Genomic DNA, 12,438 nt, shown 5'->3' on the forward strand with positions numbered 1-12,438 from the left:
GGGCCAAGTGGCTTTCCTCTCACCGAGGTTTGACGGCGGGGCGGCTCGCCCCACTGCGGCGAATTGGGGCGAAGCGGATAATAAACCGTGAACCCCCGGGGGGAATCGCGTGGCGATGGTCACGTCTGCTCAGGTGTGAGGCGCTCTGGACATATGCGCAAACCCGTCGGATGATCATATGAGTGCGGTCGGCACCGGATGAGCGCCATGATCCAGACGTACAGCATCCGGGCCGCAGCCCCCAAGGGGCACTCGACAACAAAACCCTCATCTAGGAGCAATCGTGGCGCGCGACATCGCGGCTCCCCCTGCCGTTCCCACCAACCACCAGGAACTGATCTCGTGGGTCAACGAGATCGCGGAACTCACGCAGCCGGACAACGTGGTCTGGTGTGACGGCTCAGAGGCGGAATACGAGCGACTGAGCGAGGAGCTCGTCCGTAAGGGCACCTTCAAGAAACTCGACCCGATCAAACGCCCGAACTCCTACTACGCGGCCTCCGACCCGACCGATGTCGCCCGGGTCGAGGACCGCACCTTCATCTGCTCCGAGAAGGAGGAGGACGCGGGTCCTACGAACCACTGGAAGGACCCCGCCGAGATGCGGGAGATCTTCGCCGGTGAGCAGGGTGTCTTCCGGGGCTCGATGCGTGGCCGGACCATGTACGTCGTGCCGTTCTGCATGGGCCCGCTGGGCTCGGACCTCTCCGCGATAGGCGTCGAGATCACCGACTCCGCGTACGTCGCCGTCTCCATGCGCACGATGACGCGTATGGGCCGGTCGGTCCTGGACGAGCTGGGCTCCGACGGCTTCTTCGTGCGCGCCGTGCACACGCTCGGGGCGCCGCTGGAGGAGGGCCAGGAAGACGTTCCGTGGCCGTGCAACTCCACCAAGTACATCTCGCACTTCCCCGAGACCCGCGAGATCTGGTCGTACGGCTCCGGATACGGCGGCAACGCGCTGCTCGGCAAGAAGTGCTACGCCCTGCGCATAGCCTCCGTCATGGCCCGCGACGAGGGCTGGCTGGCCGAGCACATGCTGATCCTGAAGCTGACCCCGCCGCAGGGCGAGTCGAAGTACGTTGCCGCCGCCTTCCCGAGCGCCTGCGGCAAGACCAACCTCGCCATGCTGGAGCCCACCGTCCGTGGCTGGACCGTCGAGACCATCGGCGACGACATCGCCTGGATGCGCTTCGGTGAGGACGGCCGTCTGTACGCCATCAACCCCGAGGCCGGTTTCTTCGGCGTCGCGCCCGGTACCGGTGAGCACACCAACGCCAACGCGATGAAGACGCTGTGGGGCAACTCCGTCTTCACCAACGTCGCGCTGACGGACGACGGCGACATCTGGTGGGAGGGGATGACCGAGGAGACGCCCGCCCACCTCACGGACTGGAAGGGCAACGACTGGACGCCCGAGTCCGAGACCCCCGCCGCCCACCCCAACGCCCGCTTCACCGTCCCCGCCTCCCAGTGCCCGATCATCGCGCCCGAGTGGGAGGACCCGAAGGGCGTGCCGATCTCGGCGATCCTGTTCGGCGGCCGTCGTGCCACCGCGGTCCCGCTGGTCACGGAGTCCTTCGACTGGAACCACGGCGTGTTCCTCGGCGCGAACGTCGCCTCCGAGAAGACGGCCGCCGCCGAGGGCAAGGTCGGCGAACTGCGCCGCGACCCGTTCGCCATGCTGCCGTTCTGCGGCTACAACATGGGCGACTACATGGGGCACTGGATCGACGTCGCCAAGGACAAGGACGCGTCCAAGCTGCCGAAGATCTACTACGTGAACTGGTTCCGCAAGAACGACGCGGGCAAGTTCGTGTGGCCCGGCTTCGGTGAGAACAGCCGTGTCCTGAAGTGGATCGTGGACCGGCTGGACGGCAAGGCGGAGGGCGTCGAGACGCCGATCGGCATCCTTCCGGCGAAGTCCGCCCTGGACACGGAGGGTCTGGACCTCTCCGAGTCCGAGCTGGACTTCCTCCTCACGGTCGACAAGGACGTCTGGCGCGAGGAGGCGGCCCTGGTCCCCGACCACCTCAACACCTTCGGCTCGCATACGCCGACGGAGCTGTGGGACGAGTACCGTGCGCTGGTGAAGCGCCTGGGCTGAGGCCGGGGGGCGGAAAACCCCCAGGAGCCGACCGGCAGCCGCCTACGACCGGTCCTCCAGGTACCGCGTATGCGACTCCTGACGACGAGCCTCCACCTCCCGGAGGCTCGTCGTCAGCGTCTCCATCTCGCCCTGCAGCAGCGCGAGCTGGCGCTCCAGATGCCGCTCCGGCGGTTCCGCGCCGGGAGTCAGGCGTGTCCACCAGCGGGCACGCACGTAGGCGTCCACCGCCTCCGGAACGTCCTGGCGCACTGTCCGGGACAGAGCGTGCACGCCCTCCGGGTCCTGGGCCAGAACCTCCGTGACCCAGCCGGGAGCGAGCAGGGCCGTGAGGAGTTCCGTCAGCTCGGTGAGGCGGCCGGAGGCCGCGGGCGGGAGTTCGACGTCGGCCAGGTAGTCGCGCAGCTTGGCGAAGTCGTCGCGCAGCTCGTCCAGCTGGGCCGACGGATCGGGGAAGTCCGGCAACGGCGGGCGCTCCGGCGGCGCGAGCAGCGCGCCCGCCCCGTACAGACCCGCGACCACGACCGGCCAGTACGCCCCGGCCAGACCCGTGAAGGTCAGGCCCAGGCCCGCGATCCCCAGCGCACTGCCCGTGAGGTTCTTCCGGGACTCCAGGTACACCACGAACTTATTGGTAGCCACGGATCTCCTCGAAGGCACCGTCGAGCGAACCCTTCTGGGCGTCGAAAAGCCGGCCACCGGTGAGCTCGGCGATGTGCTCGAGCTCGGCCCGGTCGGAGTCCCCGAAGAGGATCGAGAAGACGGGGATCTCCCGCTGCTCGCCGGGCAGCCCGGCGTAGAAGCCGTCGAACTGCTCCGGCCCCGCACCCGCCGTGTTCTCGCCGTCCGTCATCAGCACGATCGACGTGAACGTGTCGTCATCGGCGCCGAGATGCTCGTACGCCTTCTCCAGCGACGTATAGATCGCCGTGTCCCCGGAGGCCGTGAGCGCCTCGGTGTCGCGGCGGATCCCGTCGAGCCCCGTCCGCGGGTCCTCGGGCCGCACCACATGCGTCCGTACGCTCTTGACGGCGGAGCCGAACGGCATCAGCGTCACCTCCTCACGGTCGCGGAAGTCGCTCGTCAGGGCGGTGAGCGCCTTCTTCAGCCGACCCAGCCGGCCGCCCTCGCGCATCGAACCCGAGGTGTCGAGGACGTACACCGTGCGCGAGGGCCGGCGCAGCTTGTTCTCGTACGCGTCGAGGAGCCCGTCGGCGACGGATCGGCTTGCGGGGAAGGGAAGTTCGCGGCGTCTGTCGTTCGGGCCGGGGGAGTGTGACTCGAGCGCGGCGGCTACGACGGGGCGGCGTCCGGTGGTGTCCGCGATGTACCACTGATTCAGAGGTTTACGCAGGTGGTCGGCGACACGGCGAACCCGGTCACGGGTGGCCGGGTCCGTGCCGGCGAGGGAGGACAGCGGATAGTCGGCCGTGAGGACGCCGTCGCGTGGCCGGATCACCGTCATGCCCTTCATCTTGGCGAGGACCGACTCGTAGTTGATGAGCGCGTCCACCGTGCCCCGGCGCTCATACGCGGACGCCAGCCAGCCGGAGGAACCGGACGTGAGCTTCTGCCCCGCGAAGAACTTCTTCATCTCCGGCGTGGCCTTCCGCACGTCGTCGTCCGTCAGGGCCGACTGGGCACCGGACAGTGCCGAGGCCACCGAGACCAGCGCGGAGAAACCGGAGTTGGAGCGAGCCGGATCGGTCATGCCGTACGTCAGCTTGCCGTCCGCGACCGCTCGCTGCACCTGGGACCAGGTGACGTCATCCGGCTTCCAGCCGAGGCGCTTCACGACGTCGGACCTGACGCCGATCGCGACCGGGCTGGCCATGATCGGGGTCTCGGACACGAGCTTCTTCGCGGCTGCCGGGTTGAGGCGCAGATAGTCGTTCGACGCCAGCCATACCGCGTCGTACCGGCCGCCCGCCCGGCCGGACGCGAGCTGGTCGACGGCGTCGCGGGTGCCGGTGTACGTGAACTCGAGCTTGACGCCCGTTTCCCCCTGGACGTCGGCGCTGGCCAGGGCCTCGGTCATGTCGGCGAGCTCGCTGGAGGCAAGGACGCGCACGGTACCGGGTTCGCCCTCCGGCTTCGAGTCGTCGTCCTCCTTCGGGGTCCCCGTGCAGGCGGTGGTGAGGGCCAGGAGCGCGGCTAGGGCCAGGAGCGTCTTTCTTCCGCTCATCCGAGCCCTCCTTCCAGCGCGCCCTGCGAGCGGGACCGCTCCAAGTACGCGGAGGCCTGCTTGAGTTCGGAGGTCAGGGACTCCACCGTGGCGGCCATCGTCTCCGTGGCCTGGACCTTGTAGGTGTCGATCGTGTCGAGCGTCCGGTAGATCTGCTGGAAGGCGCTGCGGAGCGTCTCCGCGCCGACCGCCGGGTCAGCCGCGATGCGCTGGATCTCGCCGGACTGCGTGGCGAGCATCTCCGCGTTGCCGCGGATGAGGTCCTCCGTCGTGCCGCGCAGGGCGTTGACCTGCTCGACGACCTGGCGCTGGTTGTCGAGGGCGGAGGCCAGCATCACCGAGATGCGCAGCGCGGACACGGTGGTGGTGGCCGCGCGGTCCACGCCCTTGATCAGTTCCTCGTTGTTGCGGCGTACGACATCCATGGCCAGGTAGCCCTGCGCGCACACCGCGAGCTGGGTGAGCAGGTCCTGGTGCTTCTGGCGCACCGGGAAGAGGACATCCGCACGGAGGGTGTCGGCCTGCGCCGGGTCCGTGGCCTCGACGCCGGTGACGTGCCGCTCGACCGCCTCGTCCAGGGCCTGCGTCAGGACGACGTACTCCTGGAGCTTGCCCATCGTGTCCCAGAGGCGGACGCGCTCGGTCTGCAGGGCGGCGTTGTCGCGGCGCAGTTCGTCCTGGCCGCCGCGCAGGGAGCCAACGATCTTGTTCAAGGTGCCTTGTGCGGAGGCGTACTTGGCGACGTGGTCGCGCAGCTTGTTGCCGCCGGGGAGCCTGGACAGCAGCTTGCGGCCCTTGCTCGCGGGCAGGTCGCGCGGGTCCAGGTCCTCGACCGTACGGCGCAGCTCGACGAGCGAGGAGGAGACGCGGGACTGGGCGTCCTCGCCGTTCGCGGGCAGGCTGCGGATCGTGCGGTCCAGCATGCGGTTGGACTGCGCGGACGCGGAACGCATCTCGCCCGAGCCCAGGGCGACGATCTCCCCGATCTTCCCCGCGAACTCCGGGGAGCGGGCGTCGAGGGCGGCGAGCCCGCCGACGTACTCCTCGGCCTTGCGTGCCATGTCCGTACGGACCGACTCGTCGACGGGTACGAGCCCGCCAGCCTTGTCCTTCGGCACGGCCGCGACGGGCTCGGGCGGAGTGAGGACGAAGTCTTCGTTGTCACTGGTCACTTGCTGTTCCCCCTAGCCCCGGGCCTGACGTGCCATCTCGTGCAGCACCTTGGAGGCGGGCACGGGCGCCTGCCGGACGCCGGTCAGCTTCTGGTTGAGATACGTGGTGTGGGCGGCGGTCGCCGCCGTGAACTCCGCGCTCGCGTCCTGCGGCCGGAACCCGTGCCGCACCGCCAGCTTGCGCAACTCCTTGTCGGTGCTGAGGAGTTCACCGAGCGAGCGGCCCTCTTCGGAGAGGGGCACGACGGTGTGGTCGCTGTTGGCGGTGGTGTCCGGGTAGAGGACGGTCAGGTCGTCGACGGACTGGCCCCGCATGAGCAGCGAGGCGACCTGGGACTCGTACACGAGGACGAGCGGATTGCCGACCCCGCTGACGAAGTCCCGGAACGCCGCGTCCGAGCTGGTCTGCTGGGCGCCCTGGACGCTGATCAGCTTGCGCATCAAAGGCGCGGTCTCGTCGACGGCCGAGGTGTCGGCGGCGACACGGCCGCCGGCGGCCACGTACGAGGCGGCGGCGAGGTAGAGCGCGCCGGAGTTCGAACTGGTCGGGTCGGTGGTGGACACGAACAACGTGCCCGTCAGTTCGCCGTACCGGTCCGCGCCCTTGAGCTGCTGCCAGGTCCTGTTGGCCTGCGCGGCCTTCAGATAGGCGGTCATCTTCAGGGTGCCGTTGCCCTTGCCGACGGTCGCGAGTCCGTTCGCGGCCAGCACCTCGGCGGCGTTGCGGTGCGCCACGACCACGAGGGGCGAGTAGAAGGGGCGCGGCAGTGGCTGCCGTACGCCGTACTTCTTCGCCAGTTCCTCGGCGGGCGCCTGGCTGCCCGGAAACGCGAAGTCGTATCCCTTCAGATCCAGGTCCTCCATGGCCCAGGAACCCGACGTCTCCGTCTCCACGGTGTAGCCCTTTGCAGCGAGGGCCTTCACCACGTCGGGATCGGAGAAGAACTCAGCCTTCTCCGACCCGATCACTCCTCGCACGGTCTTCGTTGCCGTGCTCTTGTCCTGCCCTTCGCGGCCCGCGACGACGGCTGCTGCCACTCCGCCGATCAGGAATACCGCGAGGACGACTGCGACGATTCTTCTCACACCGGGAGAGTGCGCGCGGAATCCAAAATTCCCCGGCGAAGGGGATGAACGGGGGGTGACTGGCCGGTCCCGGTATCGCCCCCAGGCCGGGGGTGGGGCGGGAGGGGTTCTCTTCCCCAGCCCCGCCCCTTCCCGAAACTGGGGCTGCGCCCCAGGCCCCCGCCAGGGGGTGGGGTGACACGTAGTGTCGCGGCTGCGGGTGCGTCGTGGCTGGTCGCGCAGTTCCCCGCGCCCCTAAAAAGCCTGCGACTTCCCGCACCCTCAACTACCCGCGCCCTCCCACCGGCGGGAGGGGACGTGGGCCGGTGCGTCGTATGCCCGTCGCGTAGGTTCTGTCTCAGGCCACCTGCGCCCTGGGGAAGCCGAAGGGCCGTATGCCCCCCGTGCGACGGGCTGACGCACCGGCCCACGGCCCCGACCCACCACGAACCCAAGGGGCGCGGGGAACTGCGCGACCAGCCACCCAACAACCCGCACGCTTCAAACCGCCCAAGCGAACGCAGTGACGTGGCACCCGGTCCGCACGTCGCTGCGGGTGCGCGCGGACCGGGGCCGATCGAGGGGAGCCCGGAGGGCTCAGTGCGGGGCGAGTTCGCGGGCGCCGGCGGCACCGTGCGCATCCATGCGCTCCGCCGCAAGGATCGCCGCCGCGGTGTCCGCCCGGGACGCCGCCACGACGAGGGCGCGCCCGGCGAGGGCATGGGCGCGCTCGTGCAGCGAGATGAGCCGCGGCTCGTGCAGGCCCTGCGACGTGCGGACCGGCGGCCGGCCGCCCCGCAGTCGCGCCACCTGCCCGGCCAGCCGCTCGGCGGCCGTGTCCAGGTCGGCCGACGGCTCAAGCCCGCGCAGCTCATCCGTCACCGCGAGCAACGCCGCGAGATGACCGGCGAGCTGGATGTCCAGCTCTTCCTCCCGCGACCGGTGCGGAAAGTCGGCGGCACCGGCCGGCGTGTGGACCGACTTGGTGCGGATCGGTTCGTACATGGGGGACGGCCTCCTGTGCTCCGACAGGAAGCCATCCTAGCTTGGATTCAGTCTAAAGTTGAGCTGATTCGCGGAAGAGGTTCAGAGGAACACGCAGCGTCACGGCTGACTGTAGCCGTCGAGGAAGTTCCCGATCCGCGTCACCGCGTCCGTCAGGTCCCGCGCCGTCGGCAAGGTCACCACCCGGAAGTGATCGGGCTCCGGCCAGTTGAACCCCGAACCCTGCACCACCATGATCTTCTCGGCCCGCAGCAGATCCAGCACCATCTGCCGGTCGTCCTTGACCTTGAACACCTTCGGATCGAGCCGCGGGAAGAGATACAACGCCCCCTTCGGCTTCACGCACGTCACGCCCGGAATCTGCGTGAGCAGCTCATGCGCCACATCCCGCTGCTCCCGCAGCCGCCCGCCGGGCAGCACCAGTTCGTTGATCGTCTGCCGGCCGCTCAATGCGGCGACCACCCCGTGCTGACCAGGCATGTTCGCGCAGAGTCGCATGTTCGCCAGGATCGTCAGCCCCTCGATGTAGGAGTCGGCGTGCGCCCGCGGCCCGGAGATCGACATCCAGCCCACCCGGTAGCCCGCCACGCGATATGCCTTCGACATCCCGTTGAAGGTGAGCGTCAGCAGATCCGGGGCGATCTTGGCGGTCGCGGTGTGCGTGGCGTCGTCGTAAAGGATCTTGTCGTAGATCTCGTCGGAGCAGACGAGCAGGTTGTGCCGGCGTGCGATGTCCGTCAGCCCGCGCAGCATCGCCTCGTCGTACACCGCGCCCGTCGGATTGTTCGGGTTGATGATCACGAGCGCCTTGGTCCGGTCGGTGACCTTCCGCTCGATGTCGGCGAGGTCCGGCATCCAGTCGGACTGCTCGTCGCAGCGGTAGTGCACGGCCGTACCGCCGGACAGTGACACCGCGGCCGTCCACAGCGGGTAGTCGGGCGCCGGTACGAGGACCTCGTCGCCGTCGTCGAGCAGGCCCTGCATCGCCATCACGATCAGCTCGGAGACGCCGTTGCCGATGAAGACGTGCTCGACGTCCGTCTCGATGCCGAGGGTCTGGTTGTGCATGACGACTGCGCGGCGCGCGGCCAGCAGGCCCTTCGCGTCGCCGTAGCCGTGCGCCGACGACACGTTGCGGAGGATGTCCTCGAGGATCTCGGGCGGGCATTCGAAGCCGAATGCGGCCGGGTTCCCCGTGTTCAGCTTCAGGATGCGGTGACCGGCCGCCTCGAGTCGCATCGCCTCCTCGAGAACCGGGCCCCGGATCTCGTAACAGACGTTGGCGAGCTTGGTCGACTGGATCACCTGCATGTCCGCGAGCTTACGGCCGCGTAACGCTCCGTGGGACGTGTTTTCCACCACGCGAGACGTGGTGCTTTGGGTGGATATGGTCTTCAGTTACATCACGGGCACCTCTTTTCTCTACAATCACCCACCATGTTCCGGACGCAGAACGCGGCAGAAGTACGCACGACGACTACGCCGCGAATAAGACAGCCGGTGCGCACGCCGTGAACGACGCGTACCGGGAGAACGTCGAAGGCCAAGACGCGCCGCCTGTGTACCACCCGCGCGGCGACACGGGTCCCCCGTACAACGAGTACGCGGACCCGGCGGTCGCGCACGGGTGGCAGAACGCGTACGACGAGACGATCCGCATCGAGCCCGCGGAGGACGTGGAGGATGCAGGGGACGCGAGTCTCCCCGATGACGTAGGGCGTCACGAGCGCCTGATGCGTCGCCGCCGGGTCCGGATGAAGAGGCGCGTAGCCGTGGCCGCCGGTGTGGCCGGCGTCGGGATCTTCGCCGTCGTGATCTCTGGACTCTTCGGTTCCGAGTCCTCCGAGAAGGAGGACCAAGATGGGCCGAAGGCCAAGCAGTCCTCCTCGGTCTCGGGCGAACCGGGCTCGACCGCCCCGTTGGTCGACGACCCGTCAGGAGCGTCACCCAAGGCCTCGGACGGGGCGTCATCCGGTGCGTCGGACAAAGCCTCGGTGAGCCCTTCGCCGAGCGACTCCCGTTCCGCCGGATCCGGTGACTCCGGCGAACCCGACACAGGGACACCCTCGACTACGGCCGCCGCCCCCACGAGCGAGCCGGACAGGGGGAATGGCAACGCCGGTCGGGGGCAGGGAGCCACCAAGCGTCCCAAGTAGCGGCAACCGCTGGGCCGTACGGCGTGAACCGACCCCAACCGGCGGCGCGATACAACTCCTTGCTCATACGCCCCTCTACGATCACAATGCGCATGACAATGCAGCGGGCGGCCGGAAATTCTCCGGTCGCCCAAGTCGTAAGAGGGGACCCCCCACATGAGAAAGCCTCTCGTCGCCGCGCTCAGCGCCCTGGCGCTTGCCGGGCTCGGCGCGGTACCGGCCGGTGCGGCAACAGCCGGCGCGGCCGGGCCCACGGCCTCGACCGCGGGCAAGGGCGTGGACACGGACACCGTCACATCGGTGGCCCATGACGTGGTCACGTCCACCACGGCGAACCTGTCCCGGGTCACCGCGCCGAAGGCCCAGGCCGTGGACTTCGCCGGCACGGTCTCGCTCAGCAACTGTTCGGGATCGGTCATCCGGCTCCCCGACTCCGAGGACAACGACCCGGCCCTGGTGATGTCCAACGGCCACTGCCTGGAGGCAGGCTTCCCGGAGCCCGGCGAGGTCATCGTCGACCAGCCGTCCAGCCGCACCTTCGGGCTGCTCAACTCGGCGGGTACGCGCGTAGCGACACTCCGGGCCGACAAGATCGCGTACGCGACGATGACGGACACCGACGTGTCGCTGTACCAGCTGACCAGCACGTACAAGCAGATCCAGGACTCGTACGACATCCAGGCCCTGGAGCTCAACGCCACGCGCCCGGCCGCCGGAACCGCCATCAGTGTCGTCTCCGGTTACTGGAAGCGGATCTACAGCTGCAGCGTGGACGGCTTCGCGTACCGCCTGCGCGAGGGTGCCTGGACCTGGAAGGACTCGGTCCGCTACACCTCCGCCTGCGACACCATCGGCGGTACGTCCGGTTCGCCCGTGGTCGACGACGCCACCGGCAAGGTCGTCGCCGTCAACAACACCGGCAACGAGGACGGCGCCCGCTGCACCGACAACAACCCGTGTGAGGTCGACGAGAGCGGCAACATCACCGTCCGCGAGGGCATCAACTACGGGCAGCAGACGTACCAGATCGTCCCCTGCGTCGGGCTCGACAACAAGATCGACCTGAGCCGGCCCGGGTGCACCCTGCCCAAGCCGTAGCTTCCGGAAGGGCGGGCGGTCACGTGGCAGTCCGGCGGACCGCCCGCCCCGCCAGTACGTCAGTGCGCCGGCCGTCCTCGATGACGAAACGGCCGTCGACCAGGACGTACGGGATGCCGACCGGGAGCGTGCGCGGCGCGTCGAACGTAGAGCCCGCGGCGACCGTGGCCGGGTCGAAGAGGACCAGGTCGGCCCGGTACCCCTCGCGCACCAGCCCGCGGTCCGGCAGCCTCAGCCGGGCCGCCGGGCGCGAGGTGAGATGCGCGACGCACTCCTCCAGTCCGAGGACGCCCAACTCCCGTACGTACCGGCCGAGGTACTGCGGGAAGGTCCCGTACGCGCGCGGATGCGGCTTGTCGCCCTGGAGGATGCCGTCCGAGCCACCGGTGTGGACGGGGTGGCGCATGATCTGCTGGACGTTCTCCTCGTGGCCGACGTGCTGCAGGATCGTCGAGCCGAGGCCGTCGTCGAGGAGGAGGCGGCGGGCGGTGGTCCAGGGGCTCTCGCCGCGCTCGTCGGCCGACTGCTGGACCGTGCGGCCCACGTAGGGCGCCAGGGCCGGGTCGGATACGCCCGAGATCTCGATGGTGTCCCACTCGATGGGGACGCCGTGGCAGCCGTCCGCGCCCACGACCTCCATGTGGTGGCGGATCCGTTCGGCCGTGTCCTCGTCCTTCAGCCGGGCGAGGGTCGCCTCCGGGCCGCCCTCGCTCGCCCAACTGGGCAGCATCGCCGCGAGAGTCGTGCTGCCGGGGGTGTACGGGTACGTGTCGAGGCTGATGTCGGCCCCCGAGGCCAGCGTCTCGTCGAGGAGCGCCAGCAGGTCCGGGGCCTTCCCCTTGTTCACGCCGAAGTTCATGGTGGCGTGGGCGAGATGGAGGGAGCAGTTCGCCGTGCGGGTCAGCTCCACCATCTCCTTGTACGCGTCCAGGGCACCCGCTCCGTACGAACGGTGATGCGGGCAGTAGTAGCCGTCGTACTCGGCCACCACCCGGCACAGTTCGGTGAGTTCCGCGTCCTTGGCGTACATGCCGGGGGTGTACGTAAGCCCGGACGACAGTCCTACCGCGCCCTCGCGCAGTCCCTCGGCCACCAGCTGCCGCATCCTGTCCAGCTCTTGGGGCGTCGCCTCGCGGTCGTCCCAGCCGACGGCCAGCATGCGGACGGTGCCCTGGGGGATGAGGTACGCCGCGTTCACCGCGATGCCCTCGCCGTCGAAGCCGTGGTCGAGGCGGTCCAGATACTCGCCCACGGAACGCCAGGTGAAGTCGATGTCGTCGCCGTGGCCGTTCCAGCCGGTGATCGCGCGGCGCACCTCGGCGAGCGTACGGTCGTCGACCGGCGCATACGACAGCCCGTCCTGGCCGATGACTTCGAGGGTCACCCCCTGGGCGGCCTTCGCACTGTGGTCCGGGTCCCTCAGCAGGGCGAGGTCGCTGTGGGCGTGCATGTCGATGAAGCCGGGGGAGAGGACGAGGCCTTCGGCGTCGAGAACGCGGGTGGCGGTGGGCCGCAGACAGCCGGCCGCCGCGGCCTCCTTGACGATCGCGGTGATCCTGCCGTCCTCCACGGCCACATCGGCGCGGTAGGAGGGCTCACCGCTGCCGTCGACGACTTCCGCGTCGCGGATCACGAGGTCCATGCCGGGCT

Annotated in this window: 10 protein-coding genes; 3 read left to right on the forward strand and 7 right to left on the reverse strand. The window is 69.1% G+C overall.

Annotation, left to right across the window (positions count from 1 at the left end):
- The first annotated feature begins 283 nt into the window (after window positions 1-283).
- A complete protein-coding gene (locus ACGFNK_RS08920; RefSeq protein WP_393413377.1) occupies window positions 284-2,107 on the forward strand; it encodes a phosphoenolpyruvate carboxykinase (GTP) in 1,824 nt (607 codons plus the stop codon).
- A gap of 42 nt (window positions 2,108-2,149) precedes the next feature.
- Here ACGFNK_RS08920 and ACGFNK_RS08925 read toward each other — a convergent pair whose 3' ends face one another.
- From ACGFNK_RS08925 to ACGFNK_RS08950, 6 genes are all read right to left on the reverse strand, one after another.
- Window positions 2,150-2,749 carry a hypothetical protein gene (locus ACGFNK_RS08925; RefSeq protein WP_393413379.1) on the reverse strand — a complete coding sequence of 200 codons (600 nt, stop codon included), beginning with the start codon at window positions 2,747-2,749 and terminating at the stop codon, window positions 2,150-2,152.
- Window positions 2,736-4,292 carry a substrate-binding domain-containing protein gene (locus tag ACGFNK_RS08930; protein WP_393413381.1) on the reverse strand — a complete coding sequence of 519 codons (1,557 nt, stop codon included), beginning with the start codon at window positions 4,290-4,292 and terminating at the stop codon, window positions 2,736-2,738. The genes ACGFNK_RS08925 and ACGFNK_RS08930 overlap by 14 nt, the downstream gene beginning before the upstream one ends.
- A complete protein-coding gene (locus ACGFNK_RS08935) occupies window positions 4,289-5,464 on the reverse strand; it encodes a toxic anion resistance protein (protein ID WP_393413383.1) in 1,176 nt (391 codons plus the stop codon). The genes ACGFNK_RS08930 and ACGFNK_RS08935 overlap by 4 nt, the downstream gene beginning before the upstream one ends.
- Before the next feature lie 12 nt (window positions 5,465-5,476).
- Complete coding sequence (locus ACGFNK_RS08940) at window positions 5,477-6,550, reverse strand: hypothetical protein (protein ID WP_393413385.1); 1,074 nt, start codon at window positions 6,548-6,550, stop codon at window positions 5,477-5,479.
- 576 nt (window positions 6,551-7,126) lie between these two features.
- The gene (locus tag ACGFNK_RS08945) at window positions 7,127-7,534 is read right to left on the reverse strand and encodes a hypothetical protein (RefSeq protein ID WP_393413387.1); all 408 of its coding nucleotides are present in this window, start codon (window positions 7,532-7,534) and stop codon (window positions 7,127-7,129) included.
- Window positions 7,535-7,633: 99 nt separating this feature from the next.
- Window positions 7,634-8,845: a pyridoxal phosphate-dependent aminotransferase gene (locus tag ACGFNK_RS08950; protein WP_386353655.1), complete on the reverse strand. Its 1,212-nt coding sequence runs from the start codon at window positions 8,843-8,845 to the stop codon at window positions 7,634-7,636.
- Between the two features lie 200 nt (window positions 8,846-9,045).
- On the opposite strand from ACGFNK_RS08950, the gene ACGFNK_RS08955 reads away from it, so the two are divergent.
- A complete protein-coding gene (locus ACGFNK_RS08955; protein WP_393413389.1) occupies window positions 9,046-9,690 on the forward strand; it encodes a hypothetical protein in 645 nt (214 codons plus the stop codon).
- A 156-nt stretch (window positions 9,691-9,846) separates the two neighbouring features.
- Complete coding sequence (locus tag ACGFNK_RS08960; protein WP_393413391.1) at window positions 9,847-10,788, forward strand: serine protease; 942 nt, start codon at window positions 9,847-9,849, stop codon at window positions 10,786-10,788.
- Between the two features lie 19 nt (window positions 10,789-10,807).
- Here ACGFNK_RS08960 and ACGFNK_RS08965 read toward each other — a convergent pair whose 3' ends face one another.
- Entirely contained in the window at window positions 10,808-12,430 is a 1,623-nt protein-coding gene (locus ACGFNK_RS08965) for an amidohydrolase family protein (RefSeq protein WP_393413393.1), read from the reverse strand.
- Window positions 12,431-12,438 lie beyond the last annotated feature (8 nt).

Origin of the sequence: Streptomyces sp. NPDC048825, assembly GCF_043198355.1 — a bacterium.
GTDB lineage: Bacteria > Actinomycetota > Actinomycetes > Streptomycetales > Streptomycetaceae > Streptomyces > Streptomyces xiangluensis.